Genomic DNA, 22,446 nt, shown 5'->3' with positions numbered 1-22,446 from the left:
TCGACGGCTGAAGCCGAGAGGCTTTGGGCCGCCGACCTCTTCCCGATCGTGCTGAAGGAAGCCAGGCGATCCGGGACTCGTCCCCGGCGCCTTCCGACCGCGAACCGTCGGGCCTGATTCCGAACCGTGCCCGCTTTGACCATTGACTCCGGTCCCGATCAAGGATCGAACGCACAGCGGCTCTGCAGCGCAGGACCGCGGGCAGAGAAATTGTGCGCCCGCCAAGGGGCGAGGCCCAAACAGGAATGGAGAAACATCTCATGAACGAGAAGCTTCGAGTGATGGCATTGGCCATTCTGGGCGGGACTGTCGCACTGGCGGCAGCTCGTCCGGCCGAGGCCTGTATCTTTCGATCGTGGCGGGCGAAACAGTGTTGCCGCCCCGCCAACTATTGTCGTCCCGCATGCCCCACCTGCCCGGCTCCCCAAGTGAGCTTGGCGGTTCCGGCGTGCACGAGTTGCCAAGCTCCGGCTCCGGCCCCGACCGTCGCGCTGGCGACACCGGCTTGCCCGACCTGCCCCACGGGCGCTTGCCCCGCTCCGCAGATGGCTTGCCCCGCCCCGCAACCGATCGCGGTGCAGCAAACCTGCATGCAGAAGCGCTGCTACATGGTTCCCACCACCCAGATGGTGACCAAGACGAAGATGGAACAAGTCACGACGATGAAGACGTCGTACTACATGCAGCCGGTCACGACGATGCGAACCAGCGCCTACTACGACCCCTGCACCTGTTCCTATAAGTCCGTCAGTTGTCCGCAGACGTGCTATGTTCGCAAGAGAGTCTGCACGCCGGTGACGAACTGGGTCACGCGGAACTACCAAGTTCCGGTCACCACCTATCAGCAGCGTTGCGAGAACGTCCCGGTAACGCGCACCGTGATGTACTACCCCGCGGGTGCCGCCCCGGCCGCCGCTCCGGCCGCCACGGTCGCTCAAGCGGTTCCGGCTCGACCGGCGACAGCGGCTCAGCCGCGGCAGGGTTCCTACTACACGCCGGCTCAGCCCCAGACGCAGTCACAGGCTCAGGCTCAGGCTCAGCCCCGAACCAGCAACGCCCTCCCCGCGACCCAGCAGCAGTCGCAGAACGGCACCACGCTCATCGAGCGTGTCGTTCGCGATGGCAAGGTCGTCGAGGAAATGAAGCGTTACTACGCTCCCGGCGAAACGGTCCCGGCCCCGCGTAGCCCGCAGCAGAACTCCTCCTCGAACGGGTCGTCGACCAACGACTCGTCGTACTATCAACCGCAGCAGCCGCAGCTCTTTCGTCCGATCCCGGTCCAATCGACCTCGGCGAGCCGCGAGCTGAAGCAACCCCGCCCGCTCCGCTGGAATCCGATCCAGCCGGTCGGTGGCGTGGTTCGCTAAAGTCACGCCCCGGTCCCCGAGGGAGTCTTCCTTCGGGCCCGGGTCAACAAATCACCATGTGGCCTGGGGTGGGCCCGATCGACGTTCGCGTCGGCCGGTCGCCCACCCCGCGCTTTCTTGAGCTCGTTTCGCATCCCAACTCCACCTCGAAACGCCACGCGACGGTCTGTCCCCATCAACGCGACTCTCGGCATTGGTGTGGTGGTGACGCGCTCACGACACCAGCTTCTCGCGAAGGAGCTCCGATTCACTTAAGTCGTTGCCCATCGGATCCCCGCGCGTGCCACGAGACGCCGCGACGCACCCCTCGCTTCCCGCGACCCCCAGCGTTCACGAGCATCATCCACGGCCAACTCTCGGCAATTCATCCCTTCTGGTTCCTGTTCTGACGGTCAGGACGTCCAGGGCAGGCACGCAAGAGTGGAAACCCAGCCAAAATGCGTCCCATGGGACATCACGGCAAAAGAGGGGTGATAAGGTTAGTTGACGGCTTATTCCGTATCTCTTTCCTGGCAGGCAGAACGATGATCAAGCGGCGAACATTCACGCTCTCCGACGCCACGGCGATGCTCCCGCTGATCAGTCGGGTCGTGAAAGACATTCGCGGCGAACGCAGTCGTCTCGCGAAGCTCGCCCGGCGTCTCGAGCGCGCCGACCTGAGTCGGGCCGACCGCGAGCTCCTGCAATCGGAGCGGCGCCGCTCGCGCCGGCTCCTGACCGACCATCTCGCGGAAGCCAACGGCCTCGGCGTCGAAATCACCAACGGCGTGCGCTGCGAAGCCCTCTTCCCCTTCGAGCACAAGTGGACCGGTTCCCACGGCGACCAGCGTCTCCGCGATGCCTATTTCGTCTACCAAGACGCTCAGGGAACGATCCGCGAGTGGTACTTCAGCGGCTGGCCCAACCAACGCCACCTCGTCCCCCAACGTTGGCAACAGGTTCCGCGAACGGTGCCCGCCAAGCGGCCGGCGACGCGCGACGCCCACCGGGCCATGGAACTTCGTCCCGCCGCCTAATCCTCATCTGAACCGCTTGGACGACCCTCTTCACGCCCACGCCGTCCCGTCTCGCGACCTGGATCGACGGTCGATGCGCCCGGTGTCCTCTACCTCATATGATGAACGGATGGCCGCATCGCGGTGCGGAGACGTCGAATTGGCCGGGGCCTCGCGTACCTACTAGGAGATGCCCCAGCACCGGTCCGATCGTTCGGCGCTCGGCGGAACACGAGACAATGGCAGCGGCGGAGTAGGCCTTGAAAACGACTCTCTTCGACCAGTGGCGGGACACGCCTTCCAGTGATCAAGACCCGGAAACCATCGAGACCGCGCAGCGGATCTTCGAGGATGTCCGCACGCGTGGCGCCGCGTCTCTGCGCGAGTACGGCGAGAAGTTCGATCGACTGGGCGACGCGGCCCTGATCGCCGACCACGACGAACTCCGCGACGCTTGGAGCAACCTCCCCGACGAGGCTCGCGGTCCGCTGCAGCGTTCCGCCGAGCGGGTGCGGGCATTCGCCGAGGCGCAGCGTGAAGCCCTGCAACCCCTCCACATCGACTTGGGCGGTTTTCGGGTCGGGCATCACGTCCTGCCGGTCTCGGCCGCGGGATGCTATGTCCCCGGCGGTCGCTATCCGCTGATCTCCAGCGCACTGATGACCGTCATCCCCGCCGCTGTCGCCGGTGTCGAGGAGATCACCGTCTGCTCCCCTAGCCCGGGCGCGATCATGCTCGCGGTCGCCCATCTCGCCGGCGCGAAGCGAGTCCTTCGCCTTGGTGGTGCCCAAGGAATCGCCGCGTTGGCGCTCGGCATCGACGTTCCCCGCTGCGACGTCATCGTCGGTCCCGGCAACCGCTTTGTGGTGGCGGCGAAGAGAATCGCCCAGGCGCAGTGTCGCATCGACATGGCCGCGGGAGCGACCGAGTTGTGCGTGGTCGCCGACGAACACGCCAACCCGGAGTACGTCGCCTCGGACATTCTCGCCCAAGCCGAGCACGACCCCGACGCCCGTCCGGTCCTGGTCACGCTTTCGGAGCCCTTCGCGAAGAAAGCGCTCGCGGCGGTCGAGCGACAACTCGCCATCCTCCCGACCAGGGAGATCGCCGAACAGTCGTTGGCCAACCGAGGCGAGATCGTCCTGGTCGAAACGCTGGAACAAGCGACGGAAATCGTCAACCGATTGGCTCCCGAACATCTCCAAGTGATGATCGACGACGAAGAGGCATGCCAACAGTTTGTCAACTCGGTTCGCAACGCGGGCGGGATCTTCATCGGATCGGAGTCGGCGGAGGTCTTCGGCGACTACGCCTCCGGTCCCAATCACACGTTGCCGACCGGTGGTTGGGCGACGCGCCGCGGCGGCTTGGCGGTTTATGACTTTCTCAAGGTTGTCACCTTCCAGCGCTCCGGCGATCAGCCCGTCGACGTCCGTCAGATCGAGGACGCGGCGTGGCTGGCGGAACAAGAAGGCTTGATCGGCCACGCTCGCGCGGCGCGGCAGCGCCTCGGATAGCAGTCCGTTAATTCCAACGGGCCAGATTGGTCAAGAGGGCCGTTCGTCGCCGGCAGCGAATAGATCAATGGGCTGATAGGCAACGGGTCGATGGACGAGCCAGCTTCGGGACGGAGCAACAACGGTATGCGGACGGTGGTCGGTTTTCTGAAAGTCTTCGTGGCCGTGCTGTTGATCGTCCTCGTGGTGATCGCGATCCGTTGCTTCTCGCTGATGGAGATCGAGCACCTCCACGAGCTGATCAAGCGAATCAAGAGTTGGCACCCCTACGACGAGTTGGTCTATGTCTTCCTCACCGGCATCGCACCGCTGGCTCTCTTCCCCGACACCGTGCTCAACATCATCGGCGCCGAGGTCTATGGGCCGGTGCTGGGGGCCCTGCTCTGCTCGGCGGGCGCGATCCTTGGCTCGATCCCGGGCTACTTCCTCGGTGGGTTCGTGGGGCGGGGCTACGTCGAACGAACGCTCGGCAACCACGTCGAGAAGTTTCAGGGATACGTCGATCGTCGCGCCTTCGTCGGCATCTTGCTGCTGCGCGTCCTCCCGATTCTTCCCTTCGGCGCCGTCAGCTACATCGCGGGGCTCTCAAAGATCCCGTTCGGTCGTTACCTCTTGGCGACGGCGTTGGGCACGGTCCCGGTCACGCTTTTCTACCAATACACGTTCGCGACCTTCGGGCGGGCGCTATTGAGTCATTCCAAGCACCTCGGCCACTTTCGCACCACCAACCTGATCGTCGGCGGCATCGCCATCCTCATGGTGAGTGGCATCGTCTTCTGGGGACTGCAACGCCTCAAGAGCTTTGGCAGCAGCCAAGAGAATGGTCAGTGAGGCGTCGGTCTTCGGATCCGTCTCCGTCCTCGGATCCGTCTCCGGCATCGACTCGCTGCGTCGGTGCCGGATTCTGCCGAACGGAAGGCGTCCTCCGCATGTCCACATCCAGAGCAGGCATGGCACGCAAGCGTCTCTTCGTCAATGGGATCAACAAGTCAAGACGTTAGAACTGCCACTGTAGGCCGAAGAGACCGTTGAAGCCCGACTCGGGGACGAAGAAGATGTCCATCTGGTTGACCGGATTGGCGATGGCGAGCGAGTTGATCTCCGAGTACTTGCGATTGAGGAGGTTCTCGAGCGCCAGCGTGAGGCGGACGTTGCGAAGAATCTGCCAATAGGCTTTCATCCCGAAGAGGATGAATCCCCGCGAGGGCAGCTCCCCGAACGAGTCGGCCACGAACGTCTGGTTCATGACCATGCGCGAGTCGAAGCGAATCTCCCAACGACGGCATTTGGGCTCGAAGAACCGCAAACCGATGGAGCCGTTCCAGGGATAGACCTGGGGAAGCCCTTCACTGGAACCCTTGTGGCCGATCACCGCGATCGAGCCGTCGAGCTGTTGCTGAAGGTACTCGGGGTTGCGGTTCGTTCCCTTCGCGTAGCTCGTGCGAGCATCGATCGCCATCCACGGCTTGAGTTCGAAGTCGCAGATGAAGTCAAGTCCGTAGATGGAGACGTACTCGGCGTTGCGATACTGGTAGGCGATGCTCCCGGTGTCGGAGACCGGGACTCCGTCCTGAATCGTCCTTCCGAGCGTGTAGCGCGGGTCGGGGCCCTCGATCGCGGCCGATCCATCGGTCCGCAGGTAGGGCACCGCGAGGATGTAGTTGAAGATGTTCGACTGGAACATGCGGAAGCCGAAGCTCGCGCGGTCCCAGTTCCCGAAGAGTCCCGCGTCGAACTGAAGGTTCGTCTCCGGGTCGAGGAACGAGTTGCCCGCGGAGACGCTATTGCCGAACCGGTAGATCGGCACGAAGGGATCGGTCGTGTAGAGTTCGGTCGTGTCGGGAGCCCGCATCGCGACCGAACCACCGATCTTGGTCGAGAGATTTTCGGTGTAGTGTTGCTCGAGGTTGGTGTAGACCATCCCCAGGAACTGCTGCGCGGAGTTCGTCCCCGTCAGATCCTTGAAGATCGCAAGCTCGCCGGCCTCCGCTCGCCCCTCGGGATCGAGGCTCGCGAGGTAGGCGTCAAGGCGTCCACCGACGATCGCCTTGGTGGAACTCGTGATCGGCAGCGTCGCGTTCGCGAGAATCCCGAAGTCGTTCGACGAGGCCTTGGGAACACCGAAGAAAATCGGGTTGAGCTGACCATTGGCATCGAAGTCGACTTCGGTGTACTCGTTCTCGACGTAACTCCAGTCGACCCCGAGAATGAGCTGGGCTTCGTCCTCATCCCCAAGATAGCTCAACATCCGCACGCCTTGGTTGGTCAAGCGACCGGTCGCCTCGAGCGCCGAGGTCCCGAAGACCTCGCGAATGAATGGGACGAAGAACGTCTCCTGCTTGGAGGACCGAAACGAGTTGCCGTCATAGCCGGTGCGGTTGTACCAATACTCGACCATGACCCGTTTGGGGCCCTTGCGTCCCTCGGTGATCGTCCAGCGAATGTTTCCTTGGTTGTTCGTCGAGTTGACGAGGTCGTAGACGACGCCAGGCAGTTCGACGCCGTTTTGTTCGGGATGTAGAAACTGAATCGCGACGTGGTTGGTGTCGGAGATGCGGAAGCCGACCGAGGTGAATCCGTCCCAGATCGTGTACTGGGCGGGGACCCGGAATCCGTCCGCGGAGAAGTAATCGGCGGCGGTTCGTAGCCCGTAGCTGGCGACGAAACTCCAGTCGCGTCCGCCACCTTGAGCCGTTTCCCGCTGATAGAGCGTGTGGGCGTTGGTGTCTTGTGAAAGGCTCAGCGTCCCGCGATAGGTCGGCCCGAGATACTCCTGGAGCGGGGTCAGTTCCGCCACGATGAACGCGAAACCGGGTCCGTAGAGCGAAGTGTACGGCCCATCGACGACCGTCAAGTTGTCGACCAACCCTGGCGGGATCTGGCTCATGATCGTGTCGATGTCGATCCGCGTCTTCAGCTCGGGCATGCCGTCGACCGCCGCGACCGTCTGACGCGGGTTGAACGCCCGGACCCGGGCATCGACATAGGTCGGCGAGGTCCGCTGCACGCTGATACTGATCGCGCGTTCGAGCAAATCGCCGGTCGACGCCGGCGCGGGTTGCGCGGAGGCTTGGGTCGAGACGACCGACGACGGGGCGGCGGGGTTGCTCTCGGTGGTCGCGGTCTGCGCCTGCGCGGAGCGTTGGGCGATCGCCTCGACGAGACTCGTTGACAAGTCGGTCGGGGCCGGCGTCGGCGAAGCACTCGAACCAGCGCTTGCCGAGGGAGTCGGTTCGGACGTCGACGACGACCCGGACTCGGGGGTCGGAACGGGAGCCGGGGTCGGGTCCGGGGTCGGCGTGGGCATGGGAGTCGGCATCGGCATGGGCATCGGCGACGTCGAACTCTTGGGCTCCCTACGCGGAGCGGGCGTCGGAACCACGTCGGGCGTATCCCCTGGTCTTGGGGGGAGCTGGGCCGCGACCGGGACGATCTCCCGCCCTGAATGCAAGTCCCAGAACGGAATTGGTTCGAACTGCCCCGATGTCGCCGACAACGGGATCCGGACGGGAACCGACCGAGTTCGTGGACGGTGTTGCTCGGTAGAAGGTGTCGACGAGGAGACATCGTCCGAGGCGCTCGGCGACGCGGGAAGGAACTCCGAGGAGACCTCGAAGTGGAACGTCCAGGTTTGCTTGCCCGCGGGACGCGTCGGCGACGACGCCTTTTGTCCCGCCGGAGCCCAGCCGTCGTCGTCGGCCGAAGTCGCGACCGCGGGCAATGAGAACACGACGACCGCCATGGTCGCGTGCAGCCAAGCCGTGGTTGCCGACTTCCTCATGGGCCCTCCAGTTGGTCGCTAGGTCCAGCAGACTAGGAAGCGAATCGACGTTCGACGGCACTCCCCCAAGGAGCCCACTTCGATCCTTCCCATCCACTTTGTCGGCATGACGCATCGTGCCAGTTCTCCATTTTCTGCTGATTCGCCCAATTTTGTGCGTTGTCGCGTTTGGAGGGACGCCATCACTTGGGCAACCCACGGCGACCTGGGGGAATGGGGAAACTATCGCCAACGATGGCAAGAGCCGGCGAACTCGGCGGACGGCCGACGCCGACACGCTTGGAGGCGATGCGGAAGGTTTCTCAACTCGGAGTAACTCCCCCGACCAGTCGCCCGAAGCACATGTTGAGGGGTTCCCGCCTTCCAAACGTGTTGAAAAGCTTGGGTATCTTGTCGACAATCGGGGAAGATAGAGTCTCATCCGCCGAAGCCGACGCAAAGCTTCCAGGCTTCTTCGTCCACGTTACTGCCTGGACGACCCCCGTCCTGTTGTGTGAGCATGCCGTGACAGAAAACACCACCGACCACGATACTCGGCAGCCATCAAGCGACGATCCATCGCGTTCCCAAGCGGAGACGTCCGTTCCCACTCCCGCTGAGCCAGGGACAGAACAAGCCGAGACCCCGACGACGCCGAGCCAATCCAGTACGGCCAAGCCTGACGAGCCAAGCTCCACGCCCAAGTCCAAGACGAACCAGTCCGAGGCCTCCGGCTCCGCGATCGAAACCCATCGCGCCGAGGGAGGCGACCCGGGTCAGTCCAATGCCGCCTCGGATACGCTCGCCGACGACCATCTTCCCCTGCCGAACCTCGCGGCTCCCAATGCGGCGTTCGATCGAACGGAAGTCGTCGCGAGCACCCAGTCGACGACGATGTCACTCAACGTCGGTCAGATGTTCGGACGCTACCGGATCGACAAGCTGGTCGGCACCGGGGCGATGGGCGCCGTCTACGACGCTCACGATTCGAAGTTGGATCGTCAGGTCGCGCTCAAGATCCCCCTCTTCGATGGCCGCAACGATCCCGAAGCCATCGAACGCTTCCAACGCGAGGCCCGGTCGGCCGCCAAGCTGCACCATCCCAACATCTGCCCCATCTTCGACGTTGGCGAGATCGACGGTGTCCACTACCTCACGATGGGTTTTCTCAAGGGACGTCTGCTCCTGGAACATCTCGAGGAGAAGAAACGGTTCTCTCTCGGCGAGGCGTGTCACATCATCACCCGCTTGGCCCAGGGCGTTCAGCAAGCCCATGCCATCGGCATCATCCATCGCGACTTGAAGCCGGCCAACGTGATGCTCAGCGATGAAGGCGAGCCGATCATCTTGGACTTCGGGCTGGCTCGCCCCGCGCAACAAGGGCCCGACGTGCTCACCCAGACCGGGGCGGTTCTCGGGACGCCGGCGTACATGTCCCCCGAGCAAGTCGACAACGAACGTGGCCCCGTCGGTCCCCACAGCGACGTCTATAGTCTCGGCGTGATCCTCTTTGAGATGCTCACCGGCGAACGCCCCTACGCGGCCTCGAATCTCGCGAATCTCTTCTATCAGATCATCAACGATCCGATTCCAAGGTTCGATCAGTATCGACTGGGCATTCCCGCCGAGCTCCAGGGCATCTGCCTCAAGGCGATGGCGAAGCGAATCGCGGATCGCTATCCCTCGGCGCGGGAACTCGCCGAGGACCTGGCCAGTTTCTCGCCCCCCGACTCTCCCTTCGAGAGTCGAGCCCCCCAAAGTCTCGCCGAGTTGCGACAGCAGCTCTACGAGGACCGACTCATTCCCGTCGAGGAGTTCGATCGGCTCATCGATCGCGGCAAGGAAGAGCTCTCCGTCGACGACGCCCTCGAGATCCTAAGGCGAAGTCCCGCTCCCTGGGCCGAAGGCTGGGAGATTCCGCAACCCTTGCTCACGGAGTTCCAAGTCGATCGCATCAAGGCGGAGGGGACGCGCCCGCTGATCTTCGGAGGCTATGTCGTCCGCAACGTGATCCTCACCACGCGAAACCGAGGCCGCGTCTACGAAGCGTTCGATCCGACCCTGGCGAGACTTGTCGTGTTGCGCCTCGTCAAGCACGATCACTCGACCGTCACCTACGCCGGGGCGAACGAGAGCGGCAACTATGCCGGCATCAACATCAGCATTTCCAAGCTCGCCCAAATGCACCACCCGGGGCTGGCGACGCTCTACAACGTCGGTCACGCCGGCGCGGTCGACTTCGTCGCCTCGGAGTTCGTTTTCGGCGAGTCTCTCGCCACTCTCGTCGAGAAGGCCAAGTCGTCGGGCGAGCACCTAAACCACCGTTGGCTTCTCGCGCGCATGGCCGATGTCGCCGAGGCCCTCGCGTACGCCCACGAACACAACGTCCTGCATCACGACATCACGCCCGAAAAGATCTACATCGGCCGGGAATGCACCAAACTCGTCGGAACGGGAACCTCGTTCCCCTTCTCCATCGACGTCGACGATCGGGAGAGTTCCGACGACCCATCAGCGGTCCTGGACATCCACTGCGCCGCCCCGGAACTTTGGGCGGACGTTCCCGACTCGAGCATCGCCAGCGATCTCTATGCCTTCGGATGCACGCTCTACTACGCGCTGACCGGGACGACTCCCTTCAGCGGCGAGAGTGACACCGAGATGCGAGTCCAACATCGGGGCGTCACGCCTCCCTGCGTCCGCGACCAGCGTCGAGAGGTCCCTGCTCGCGTCGATCTGCTGCTCCGCAAGTTGCTCGCCAAGGATCCCGCGGCGCGTCCGAAAAGCGCTCGGGACGTGGCCGCCGTGCTCGGACGCTACCGACCCAGCGCCTCGGGCTCCAAACCGTTGCTGGCGACCATCGCGGTCGGCGTCGTCGCCTTGGGGGCGCTTGGAGGACTCGGCTACTGGTTGACCTCGATGGGCGTCTTTCCGAGACGCTCCGTCCAGGATCCGACGGAAGTCGTCACCACGAAATCCGGGGAAGAGTCTCCAGCTATTCAAACGAGCACGGGCCCGGACGCCGCCGCGATCGCCTCGGTGCCCGGAACCGTCGACACCACCTCATCAGCGATGAACCCGACGGAGGAGAAGCCGGCACCGACGACGCCCGATCCGCCACCGAGTGCCCAGGCACTGATGAAGCAAGCCGCGGCCGCGGTCAAGAAGGGCGAGTTCCAAAGTGGGATTTCCCTGTTCCAGCAAGCACGAGCGACCAACCAGGTTCCGGCTTCGGACGTCGACACGTCCTTGGCGAGAGCCAACGCCGAGTGGGGCAAGCAGCTCCTGGCCGCTGGGGACGGTGAGAAGGCGATCGCCAAGTACACCCGCGCGATCGATCTCGATGCCAAGTCCCCGCAATACTACTTCCAACGGGCGTTGGCGGAGAAGAAGCTCGGGAGCATCGCCGCCGCCGCCAAGGACATGAAGCAAGCGGTCTCCCTCGCCGGAACAAATCCCAGTGCCGAGTTCGTCAACGCGCTGGTCGACATCAGCACGACGCAAGCCAAACAGCTCCTGCGCGCCAATCAACCGGACGAGGCGATCAAGATGATCGAGGACGTCTTAAGGACCGCCCCCGCCTCCGCCAAGGCAAACCTGCACGAAGTGCTTGCCAACGCCCTGGCCACGCAAGCGCAAACGGCGTTCTCCAGCGCCGCCTCGAGCTGGACCAACGACGACTTCGCCTCCGCCGCGACGAACTATAAGCGGGCCGCGGAGATCTACGCCGAGGCCGCCAAGCTCAACCCCACCTCGGAAGCGGGGTACGCGAATCTCGCGGCGCAGTCGTATACCTTCGTCGGCGCCGTCGAGGATCGTTTGGGAGACCAGCAGGACGCCGTCAAGGAGTACGATCGAGCGCTCACCCTCGACCCGACCTACACCAAGGCCCGCGAATACCGGGCGATCGCCTTTCAGAAGCTCGCGATCGACGCCCTCGACGCGAGCAACGACGCCGACGCGGTTTCCTACTTCAAGAAGGCTGTCACCGACGATCCGAAGGACGTCAAGTCACTCAACGCGCTGGCGTCAATCCTCGCCGCGAGCACGAACAAGAGTGTCCGCGACGGCAACCAAGCGGTGAAGTACGCCACCGCCGCTTGCGAGGCGACGAACTACAAGAAGTGGGAATTCGTCCTGACCCTGGCCGATGCCTACGCTCAGGCGGGAAAGCCGAACGATGCGAAGAAGTGGGCTCAGAAGTCGCTCACCCTGCCGGACGCCAATCCGACCATCATCAAGGCTCATCTCGAGTTCATCGACAAGGGAAATCCCCCTCCCTGAACGGGAGGATACTCCGCGCCGATCGCCAATCGACAACTCCAGGCCAGCTACTTGCTTCGCAACTGACGAACGGGCGAGAAGTCGGCGGGACGTCGATGCAGACAATCGAGCGCCTCGGAGAGTAGCGCGAGCGAGGGGGCGTCCCGCTTGCCCGCCGGCGTGCTGACGACCGAACAGAGGATCTCGACGGCCGACTCCCAGTCGGCTCGCTCGTAGGCGTCCAGGGCCCGCTCGTACGGCTCCCGCAAACCGAGCCATTCGGCATCGGGCTCGAGTCCTCCCAGTTCGTAGAGAGCGACTGCTCCCTCCATGCCGACGACCTCGACTTGGCAGATGCGCCGCACCGCGAGCTCGTCGTTCAGCCGCGAGCGCGTCGCGTCGGTGATCAGCACCGGAGCCCCCAGATGCTTGGTGGCTCCCTCGACCCGGCTTGCCAAGTTGACCGTCGCTCCCTGTGGCCCATACTGCAGATTGGTTCGCGATCCGGTATTCCCGACCAGCGCCGGTCCCGTGTGCACGCCGATCCCGAAGGCGATCGGTTCTCCCACCACTGGTTCCCAACGCTCATTCAGCGCCCGTAGCGAACACTCGAACTCAAGGGCCGCCCGACAAGCGCGAAGCGAGTGATCGGGTTGGTCGGTCGGCGCGTTCCACATCGCCAGCGCCCCATCACCGACGTAGCTGACAACCACCCCTTCCTGGGCCCGGACATGGAGCGTCAACTCCTCCATGAAGTCTTCGGTCAACTGAGAAATCTCTTGCGGATTCAGACGCTGCGATAGTTTCGACGATCCGCGCATGTCGAGGAACATGACGGTCACCTCGCGGTCCTGGCCCTCGAGCAGCGTCGGGTTGCGTTCGAGTTCCGCGACCACGTGTGGCGAGAAGAACTGTTGGAACTGATGACGAACGCGCAGCGTCTCCTCCTCACGCTGGGCGCGGGCCAATCCGGTTCCGGCCGAGGCGGCCAGGAGTTGCACGATCTGAGCCTCCAGCGGACCGATCGTCCCCTCGCCGACGATGCTACGACGACTCCTCGACCCGTAGAGCACTCCCACGACTTGATCGTCACACTGAAAGATGGGAGACGCGACGACGGTGTCGATGTCGACCAGGCTCATGACCGAACTGGCGTTCTCGTACGTCTGATAGAACGTCCGTTTCTCCTCCGCGACCCGCTCGACGATGGTCGAGCTGAAGTCGTAGCGAACGCGAGAGCCGCGCTGATGCCGGGCGACCACTTCCCAGTTGTCCTCGCGGCGAAGAAGCACGAGTCCGCGATCGAGTCCGATGAGGTCGACCAGGGCGCGAGCGGTCTCGTCATAGAACTCCGGCGAGCCGGCCGCGGCTCGCTGAACCGTGACGAGCTTTTCGATCCAGCCGACCAACGTTTCGGGGAGCACCCCTTCGCTCACGGAGACGAGCGTATCGGTCGCTTCATCGCTCTCGTAGCGCAAGCGGGCCGGACGCATCACGGTTGCGAGCCCGACATCGCCCTCCAGCGCGGGAGGCGACGCGGCGGTTTGGGGGACGGATTCCTCGGGAGGAAGATCGGTCGACTCGGCGCTCGCGACCGCGTTCGGCAGGGGTTCGGCGACGCTCACGTCGAGCATCGTCTGGCCAATCACCAAGCGGACCGGAAGATCGAGCTCCGCGCTCTCGCCGGGCGGAATCTCCTGCCCCTCGTCGATGCGAACGCGATTCTGACCACTGAGGTTCTTAGCCCGAACCCGCCCGTCGGCAATCTCCTCGACCCGCAAATGGTCCTTCGAAACGAAGCGATCGTCGACAATGGAGCGAGCCGTCTCCCCGCTGACGGGCGCTCGGCCGAACTCGATCGGGCCCTCCGGGTGAGTGAACTCGTGACGTTGTCGTTCGCTGACTATCCGAAACCGCAGCATCGCAGTGACTTCCTTTTCCTGGAGTCTAGCAGCTCGCTTCGTTGATCGCTGCTGGCTACGAACGATTCACGGCGACGGACTCGTCGGGGCGTCGATCGAAAGATTGAGCCAACCCTTCTCGAGGGAGACGTACGTGACTTTGTACTGGTCCTGCTCGCTGCTGTACCCGGGCAGCGCGATCTTGCGGAGACTGATCTCGAAGCTGAGGAGTTGGTTGAGCGGCTGGCTCAGGAGGTCCATCAACTGCCCCGTCACCGATTGTGGCTTGGGTGAGTTCGCCCGTTGGACCTTGATGGTGCCGCGCCGCAGCGACTCGCCGATGTTGCTGTCATCCGCCGGGGTGTAGGTCGCTTCGATACGCAGCGGGCCTACCGTCGCTTCGCCGACGTGAAGCGACTCGGCGTCGATCACGACGACCATTTTACCGTCACGAAACTGAATCACCACCGGTTCGACCGCGGCGAACTCGATCGTCCACGGCGGAACGTTCTCGTCTTCGACCCGTTCGAGAGCCTCCTTGAAGTTCTCCTTGAGGAAGCGCCGGATCTGCTTGTTGTCGAGTGTCTTGCCCGCGAGGTCGGTCTTCGCCAGGTCGTCCAAGAGCGATTGGTGAATCCGCAAGGAGAAGGCGGGATCTCCCTCGATGGGAGGAATCGCTTCCATCGGCGGCGCGCTGGGACCGCGCACCAGCCATCCCCGCATGAAGAAGTTCGCTTCGGTCGTCTCAAAATCGAGCGTTCCGGTGAGCAAGTGATCGTTGAAGGGACGGAAGAAAGCCTGGTCGAGCAGATCGCTGATCTCCTCGATCGTTTCGTCGACTTCACCCCGAAGATCCGTGAGACAGCCGTCGCGGATCTCTCGTTCGATCCGTCGCGTGTTCTTCGGGCGACGTTCGTGAAAGGCCTTGGTCGCACGTTTGACGGCAATCCGATGAAAGAGCCCCTTCAAGCGGCTCGACACCCCACAGAGATGGAGCTTGGTGTGGACGTCGACGTTCGGATCGCCGCTGGAGACGCCCGTCTTCTCGAAAACGATGGTCGTCCCGCCGGAGAAATCGCTGACACCCTTGGTCCGCAAGCAAACCGGATCCCGCTGGCTCGTCGTGTGCGAGATTGTCCGACCCGATGTGTCGACCTCGATCACCGCGCTGTTCTTGCTGGGCTTGAGACGCAACTGCACGTTGCCGTCGGTGGTCGACGTGCCGCGAACTTGCGCGCCATCGACCGTTCGAGCGACTGGAGCGGACCGGTGAAAGTTCGGCGGCTCGAGGCTCTCGAAGAACCGCTTCGAAATGACAGCTTCGAGCCGGAGAAGACGTGACGTGTCCTCCGTCAGGGGAACGACGGTCGGTTCGGTCTTGGGGGCGTCGTCTCCCCCACCCTGAGCCAGGAGCAAGACGAGACCAAGACTCACGCACCATCCCATGGCCATCCAGATTCTCCGATCACGAGATCACGGCGAGTGGCGCTCCGCCGAACGTAGTTTGTTCAATCTCCCAATGCCTATGACGACCGCCCGGCCCTGGCCACGATCCAGTTTGCCACCCACAGCCCGTCTCCCTTCGCAAGTTCACCGCCCAATGCGCCGATGGGTGTGTCGGCGACGTGTTCTCGTCTTGGCCACGCCCCGCCGTCAGGGTCCATTGCGTTGACCACGACGGTTCGATGTCGAGATGAGACGCAAACGGGATGGATCGCGGTCCGTCGTCGCGAGGGCGACTGAGCGCGCTGGGTGGGAAGCCCCATCACCGGGAGCGGCGCCGACCGGCCTCCGAGGACGGACCGGCGGGCGGGAGTTCGACTAGGAGGTCCGAAGAGTCGACCCTTCGGCCGACGACTGGTGAAGAACGCGACGAAGCAAGTCGACCATCGGCCGCTGCTTGAAGGTGTTGAAGCCCTCCTTGGCGACGCGATAGCGCTCCGCGTCGTCATTCAGACAGCGAAGGCATGTCTCCACGAGATCCTCGTAGGGCGCCTCGACGATGCCTCGGGAGAAGGGCCGATCGACGCTCTGTTCCGAGACGACGAAGCAGCGATTGTTGAGCAGGTAACAGATGCGCGCCTGCTCGGCGATCTGGGCATCGTAGAAGTGAAGGTTGAGGATGATCTTGGAACGGGCGATGTAGGCATCGCGATCCTCGCTGTACATTCCGTGGAGCGTGCGTATCCGGCAGTGTCGCCCCAAGGCCTCGAGGATCTGATTGCGCCGCCGGTTGCGCGATCCGTAGAAGAGCACGTCGATGTCGGGCGTGGTTCGCTTCATCGTGCGAAGCTTGTCGTGGAAGCCGATCGGAAGATGTTCGACGTGGTCCAACCCACGGCGCTTGAGAAAGCGAACATTCTCTTCCGAATAGTCCCAGATCGCCTCGGCATTGCGAAGGATGGCCTCCCGGTGCGGGTTGAACCACCCTTCATTATCCGAAAGTTGTTCCAACTGGTAGATAACGCAGCGCCGCCCCAGTAGCGACTCGGGATCGGCAAGCAGGTGGTACCCGAGCAAGATGTTGACGGCGTTCTCTTCCAGGTGATTCACGCTCACCTTGCAGGGATTGCCGAGCGATTCGAAGGAGTGGTACAGCAACTTGGCGATGTCGAGGAACGCCATCGCGGTGCTCTGTCCAGCCGGCTTACACAGGCAGATGTTGTAGCTCTCCTCCGACAGCGCGAAGAGATCGCTCTCCGCGCCGAGCAGCATCCCGCTGTCGGGATAGTGGGGATGTTGCCACGCCAATGGAGCGATCGGTGTGCGATACCCGGCGGAGGTTCTCCTCGGGGCCAAGCCTTCCGGGATCGAGTAAGGCCTTATGGCTCCGACCGATTGGTTGACTACCGCCCCGTCGGGGTTGAGACGGAGATCGGGTTGCACTTTCCCCAGCCACTTCTCGTGCAGCCGCTTGATGTTGTCGCTGACCTTCCGAAATCGCTCGGGGCCGCTCTTGGAGGTATGGTGAATGACGACACTCGACGGTTCGTAGACGATCTTCCAACCCGCCGCTCTCAAGCTGAAGCAAAGATCGACGTCTTCGTAACCGTTCCAATATCCCTCGTCGAGCCCCCCGACCGCCTCGAATGCCGAACGTCGTAGCAGCATGCATGCGGCCGTGACCGCTTGATACTCGCGACGCTCGTCGGCTTCGGGAACATCCGCCGGGGAACCGTCGAAGACATTCGCGGCCAGCAGCGGATCGTTGCCTGTCGCCTCGGCGATCGCAACTCCGGCATGTTGAATCCGGCCATCGGGATAGAGCAGTTTGTTGCCGACGGCGGCGACCTTGGGGTCGGCATCGAGAATGGCCACTAGCGGCGCGAGCCAATCGCGACGCAGTTCGGTGTCGTTGTTGAGAAGCAAGACGTACTCACCACAGGCTCGTCCGACTCCCTGGTTACACGCCTTGGCGAAGCCGAGGTTCTCCTCGTTTCGAACGACATGCAGCATCGGAAGTCTCGTCGCCGCCTGCTCGAGCACTGCCGGCGTCTCGTCGGTCGAACCATTGTCGACGACGATGATCTCGAGCGCCACCCCTTCTGGATCGGCCTCGAGCGACGCCAAACAGGAACGGGTGAATTCGACTTGATTGAAGACGGGGATCACCACCGACGTCTTCCCAGAAGCGGTCCCAGGCGCTGTCGGCACGGGAAGATCGCGAATCTCGAGACCATGCGCGACGGCCAGCAGGTCAACGCGCTCGGCGGAAATTGGCGAGGTGCGCGAATACGCGAGCGTGTCCGGAGTCAGCAACACATCCGCCCCATCGAGCAACGCCGCGACCGCATTTTCGAAAGGGGTCGACTTGTGAGCGAAGACGCGAAGCAGTTGCCGCCGATGGAACAACATCGCGCTGGCACGCTCCTCGTAGGCCAAGTGACGAGCTGTCTTCCATTTCGTGAACGACTTCCCGTCGAGGAGCCCTTCGGCTCGCTTCCCAAAGGATACTTCGGCGGGATCGTCGGCAGCCTGCCCCTGTTCGTCGATGACTCGATGTCCACACTTGACGAAGGCAACCCGAGGATAGCGTTCGCAAAGCGGAACGAGTCGCTCGAGGTGGCGCATGTCGAGCACGTCACCGCTTCGGAGAAGCTTGATGAAGGTCCCACTCGTTTCGTTAAGCAGCGATCCCCAACTCACCGATGCCTCGGCGGCCACCAACCGGATCCGCGCATCCTCCCGCCCGTGGTGTTCGACCACTGCCCGAGCATGAGAGTCGGTTCGAACGCAAGCGACCAGCACTTCGAGGTTCGGATAGGTCTGCGTCAAGACACTCGTCAACGTCTGATCCAGGTGACGCGACGCGGTCGCGTCGAGAAGGACCGTCACCAGCGGCTCCCCCGCACGCTCGGCCAACGGTTCCGCGGGAGGCAGCGCTGGAAGCGGCACCCGCTCCTGGCTCTTCGACGTCGCCCCGCCCCGGCGCTCGTGCTCGTCGACGCCACGGGAACGTTCTTCGGCAACCTCGCTCGCCAACCGAGGAACGACCTTAGTCGCCAAGAGGTCGCGGTAGAGGGCCTCGAGTTCCATCGCTTCGCCATCGATGGTCTTGATCGGCGTGATCCCCTCGCGGAGAGACTCGATCAAGCCCGGTTCGCCGACAAGACGCTGGAGCTGTACCGCGAAGTCGTCGACGTCGTTTCCTCGAAAGAGAAGCCCGTTGCGACCGTGTTCGATGATCTCCGGAATTCCGGCGACGTCCGAGGCGAGCACCGGCACACCCGCGCCGAGGATCTCGCGAATCACGAAGGGATAGTTCTCGCCACGCGAAGGGACGACCGCGATGTCGATCGTCGAGAGGACCTCCGTCATCGCTTCCGGTTCGAATCCGCCATGGAAGGTGACGTCATCCTCCGGCCGGATCATCTCGCGAATCGAACGTTCGTAGCTTGGATCCGCGCCCGGTCCGTGGAGATGAAGTTCCGCCTTTCCCCGCTCGAGCCGCTGGAAGGCTCGAACCATCAAGTCCGTCCCCTTGCGATAGTCGAGATGCCCGAAGTATCCGAGCCGAACGGGTAGCGACAGCCGCTCCCGTCTTCGCGCGGGGGCGGGAAGATTGGCTCCTTGGGGCAGATGCACGATCCGTGGATTGATGTAGCCGTGCCGCTCGAAGAAGTCCTTGAGAAACTTCGAGGGGCAGATCATCAGGTCGACTTCGCGCAATGCGAGGCGCAGGGCGTGTGAGCGATGAGCGATGTACTGAACCAAGCTCGGGTAGCGCGATTCGTACTCCGAGCCGAGTCGCGAGGACAGACAACGAGCGCACTTGTCGACTGTCTCCGGGCCGGAACAGACCTTCCCGCTCGGGTCGACAAGATGGATCTGTTCACAGGCGAACCAGAAGTCGTTGGCGGTCAACGCCACCGGGATCCCCTGCCCGTGCAGGGCTTCGATCAGCGAAATGCCGAATCCCATCGGATGTTGAAAGTGAACGACATCGGGGGCGTAGCGTTCGACGATCGACTTGGTGATCGCGGAGAGGGCCTCGTTGCGCGTGGTCGCTCGCCCTTCGGCGCGAATGGCGACTTGAAAGAAGGGAACGCCCTCGAACTGGCTCTCGCGAACGACGCCTTGATTCGCCGAGGCGTTGACGGGCACCATGACGCGCACCTCGTGCCCACGCTCGATGAGCGATTGTGCCAAGCGGTGCGTGTAGCGCTCGGTGCCGCCACCCGACTCCGGAAGGAAGCGGTGGACGACAAGGAGGATTCTGAGCGGCTTCGCCGCCACTTCGATCTCCACCGTGGGTCTCGACGGTGGGTCACCCGAAGCCAACGACGCGACGAAGTCCGCCGTCCGCGCCGTCGCCCTGCCATCGTGGTGGGCGTTCAAGTCGCTGAGCGAAGCGTTCTGCTTGGCGACGACTCGATCGGCCGCGTCCGGTTCCCGCACCAACAACCGGAGCGACGCGGTCAGTTCCGCTTCATCGCTTGCCACGAGGATGCCGTCGTCGGTGGTGTAGAGGTCGGGATGACCATCAAGCCAGGGAAGCAGGACCACGGGGCGTTCGAGGATCATCGCCTCGGGAATGGCCGTCGAGGGAGCGGGAAAAAGTACGGCGTCGGCGGCGCGAATCGTCTCGACTTTGTCGTCGGTCGACCAACGAGCGAGCGAGACTCCCTGGTCACCCAGCCAACGCCGGTAGCCCTCCTCGAGTTCTCGCTGTTCATTCGCGGAGAGTTGGCTGCGGCTGGCTTCGTGCGGATGCGCACGAACGACGAGTTGCACCTCGTCGCCAAGTGGGCGAAGGGCTTCGATCACCATTCGTTGATTCTCGGCCAACCGCCTCGCCACGGCTGGAAAAAAGGCGGTCGTCGTTCCGGGGTAGGTCGCGAAGTAGACGATCATCGGACGCGTTGGATCGAGCCCAAGCCGGCGCCGAGCCTCTTCTCGACTAATCCTCGCCTCCTCGCGATAGAAGCTATCCCAGTGCGGCGCCCCGGTCACCACGATGCGGTCGGCACGATTGCCCTCACCGATCAAACTCCGCCGCGCTCGCTCTCCGAAGACCGCGACGTAGTCCGCGTAGAGGGTTGTCATTTCGCCGGCGATGTGCGCGACACTTTGCGGATTGATCCCATGCGCCAGTTGCAGCGTCGCGATCCCGCGCTGACGGGCGAGTTCCACGAGTACGCGTTGCCAAGGCGCGTTGTCGCAACCCATGACGATCAGTCGCAATGAGCTCGAGGCGAGAAGCGCCTCGAACGTCTCGGTTGTCGCGATTGCCCTCCCGTAGGCGTTGACCGCCTCTTGGAAGAAGGGATTGGCGACTTGACCGACCACGTCTCCTCGGGGCGACGCGAATCCAGCCATCGCTTGAGGATCCTGGGTCACAACCCGAAGCCGCTCGACCAGTCGACCAACGGCCTCGTTTGCGCAAGTCGTGAGATCAGCGGGCGCGAAGACATCCCACGTCCGAAACGGCAGTCCGGCCTTCGTCGCGGCCTCGATCATGACCGGCGTGTTGAGGATGATTCCATGACCACGCCGTGACACCTCGGCGACGAGGGGAAAGTGGTCGGGGTTGGCCACATCGAAAAAGAGGATCTCGCCGTTCATCTACTCTTCTCTCCCCTCGCCGTCGGCGGACGCGAGCGCTCTGGTGACGATGGGCACGAGAAAACGCTCCGCGGCACGCCCGACATTGACACCGCGATAGGTCATGAGATCGGCCATGCTCTCCGCGCGGTACCAAGTCTCGGTGATGCGTGAGGCCTCGTTGGTAAGCTCGACCATCTCGTCAAACGATGGGCAGGGAACGTGGCGTTCAAGGGCGTCGGCGAACAGGTCGGGGTTGATGAAGACACTAGCGCCGCACTTGGGGCAGCGATGCCTGCCCATCGCCATCCCCGCGACCGTCGGCTGATGGCTGGCATACTTCTGATCACATCCCTTGCACCGAAGGACGACCTCGGCTCCCTTGGCGGTGATCCGGACATCAACGACACTGTCGGCCTTGCCACACGCGAGAGTGCCCGAAGAGACCGGGCTCGCTGGCTCTTGATCCGACGTCGATCCGGCGACCTCCTCCAGACTCACCGGACCGTCGGGCGTGTAAGCCGGAGAGCGCCGACACTGAGCAATCAGGGAGGCGTGGGGACGCATCGCCGGATGGGCGTCACAGGCGTCGAGAAGACGACGCGCCTCGCGTTTCTCCCCGAGGTACGCGAAGGCGGCCACCATCTGCAGGGTGTAACGAACCGGCCCCAGGGTATCGCCCATCCGAAGTGACTGCTCCAAGCAGCGTTCGAAGAGGTTTTCGAACTGTGCCTTGCCCCACGACTCGGGGCGATCAGGAAACTCGCGTTCGATCTTCTCCTCGGCGAGAGGTGCCCGATACCGAAAGACGAAGGTTCCGTCGACGAAGGAGAGCAACTCGAAATGGTCGCGAAACGTCTCGCAAAAGGCCGGGATCCAGAAACAGGTGTACCAACCGTAGTCCTGGAACAGGACGTGGGAACCGAGACGCAACTTTCCGATAAACGCTCGCATCAGAAACTTGGTCGCATACCAGCTCTTGCAGCCGTCGACCATAAGAAGGCCGATCGGCCCCAGCGAGTCCATCGCGCGAACCAGGGAGTCGGGAACCGATGCCTCCGGTCGATCGGGAAGCGACGCTTTCACAATCTCGAGGAAGGAACCGTAGTCGCTGGCGGCGTGGGTCGCGTGGAAGAGCTCGTGAAAGGAGCCGCGGTCGAGACTCGGCAACAGATCCCGTCCCGCCCCGTAGCGGCGGACCAACGGTTCGGTCGTTCGCTTGAGCTCCGCCGTGTTGTAGTAGCCCTCGAAACGGTCGATCGTCAGCAGTCGCCGCTTGCTGGCGTGAGGGTTGAGTAGCATCCCAAGGCCGAGGGCTCGCGTTGTGCCGCCAAGAAACGGTCCCACCTCGACCACATCCCCCTCTCCGTCCCAGAGCCGAGCCAGCCACTGAAACATCAACGCCCGTTCGCCGGGAGTCGTCTCGCTCGGAATCTCCCGAAGCGACTCGGCGACGTCGGGAGGCAATGGCAGTCGCATCAGCGCTCGCCCAAGAAACGCGGGGTCGATCGCGGTCAGCGTCGTCAAGTCGAGTTCGGAGGCGATCTCCGGATCGCCACCAGGTACAGGATGCCTAACAGTGAACGTGTTCTCGCTCAT

11 protein-coding genes are annotated in these 22,446 nt (G+C 63.2%); 6 read left to right on the top strand and 5 right to left on the bottom strand.

Features of this window, described 5'->3' with window-relative positions; genetic code table 11:
- Positions 1–260: 260 nt before the first annotated feature.
- The 4 genes from Pan216_RS11475 to Pan216_RS11460 all read left to right on the top strand — a co-directional run bounded on the left by Pan216_RS11475 (position 261) and on the right by Pan216_RS11460 (position 4,710).
- Positions 261–1,367 (top strand): hypothetical protein, encoded by a 1,107-nt coding sequence (locus Pan216_RS11475; RefSeq protein WP_145258131.1) that lies wholly within the window; start codon positions 261–263, stop codon positions 1,365–1,367.
- 524 nt (positions 1,368–1,891) lie between these two features.
- Positions 1,892–2,383: a DUF2203 family protein gene (locus Pan216_RS11470; RefSeq protein ID WP_419193540.1), complete on the top strand. Its 492-nt coding sequence runs from the start codon at positions 1,892–1,894 to the stop codon at positions 2,381–2,383.
- Positions 2,384–2,622: 239 nt separating this feature from the next.
- Positions 2,623–3,879, top strand: coding sequence for a histidinol dehydrogenase (gene hisD / locus Pan216_RS11465; RefSeq protein WP_145258129.1), 1,257 nt, complete (start codon positions 2,623–2,625; stop codon positions 3,877–3,879).
- A gap of 90 nt (positions 3,880–3,969) precedes the next feature.
- Entirely contained in the window at positions 3,970–4,710 is a 741-nt protein-coding gene (locus Pan216_RS11460) for a TVP38/TMEM64 family protein (RefSeq protein WP_145258128.1), read from the top strand.
- 166 nt (positions 4,711–4,876) lie between these two features.
- Here the strand turns inward: Pan216_RS11460 and Pan216_RS11455 are convergent, their stop codons facing one another.
- Positions 4,877–7,054 (bottom strand): TonB-dependent receptor, encoded by a 2,178-nt coding sequence (locus tag Pan216_RS11455; protein ID WP_419193539.1) that lies wholly within the window; start codon positions 7,052–7,054, stop codon positions 4,877–4,879.
- Between Pan216_RS11455 and Pan216_RS28260 the strand changes: the two genes are divergently transcribed.
- Both Pan216_RS28260 and Pan216_RS11450 read left to right on the top strand, forming a co-directional pair.
- Positions 6,993–7,682, top strand: coding sequence for a hypothetical protein (locus Pan216_RS28260; RefSeq protein WP_419193538.1), 690 nt, complete (start codon positions 6,993–6,995; stop codon positions 7,680–7,682). The genes Pan216_RS11455 and Pan216_RS28260 overlap by 62 nt on opposite strands.
- A gap of 482 nt (positions 7,683–8,164) precedes the next feature.
- The gene (locus Pan216_RS11450) at positions 8,165–11,923 is read left to right on the top strand and encodes a serine/threonine-protein kinase (protein WP_419193537.1); all 3,759 of its coding nucleotides are present in this window, start codon (positions 8,165–8,167) and stop codon (positions 11,921–11,923) included.
- A gap of 47 nt (positions 11,924–11,970) precedes the next feature.
- On the opposite strand, the gene Pan216_RS11445 is transcribed toward Pan216_RS11450, so the two are convergent.
- From Pan216_RS11445 to Pan216_RS11430, 4 genes are all read right to left on the bottom strand, one after another.
- The gene (locus Pan216_RS11445; protein WP_145258125.1) at positions 11,971–13,824 is read right to left on the bottom strand and encodes an adenylate/guanylate cyclase domain-containing protein; all 1,854 of its coding nucleotides are present in this window, start codon (positions 13,822–13,824) and stop codon (positions 11,971–11,973) included.
- A 66-nt stretch (positions 13,825–13,890) separates the two neighbouring features.
- Complete coding sequence (locus Pan216_RS11440) at positions 13,891–15,237, bottom strand: hypothetical protein (protein WP_145258124.1); 1,347 nt, start codon at positions 15,235–15,237, stop codon at positions 13,891–13,893.
- Between the two features lie 387 nt (positions 15,238–15,624).
- Positions 15,625–20,868: a glycosyltransferase gene (locus tag Pan216_RS11435; protein ID WP_145258123.1), complete on the bottom strand. Its 5,244-nt coding sequence runs from the start codon at positions 20,866–20,868 to the stop codon at positions 15,625–15,627.
- Positions 20,869–22,446, bottom strand: a complete 1,578-nt coding sequence (locus Pan216_RS11430) for a hypothetical protein (protein ID WP_145258122.1) — start codon at positions 22,444–22,446, stop codon at positions 20,869–20,871.

This window comes from Kolteria novifilia (assembly GCA_007748055.1).
GTDB classification, from domain to species: domain Bacteria; phylum Planctomycetota; class Planctomycetia; order Kolteriales; family Kolteriaceae; genus Kolteria; species Kolteria novifilia.
Note: the sequence above shows the minus strand (reverse complement) of the source record. Positions and strands in the feature narration are given on the sequence as shown.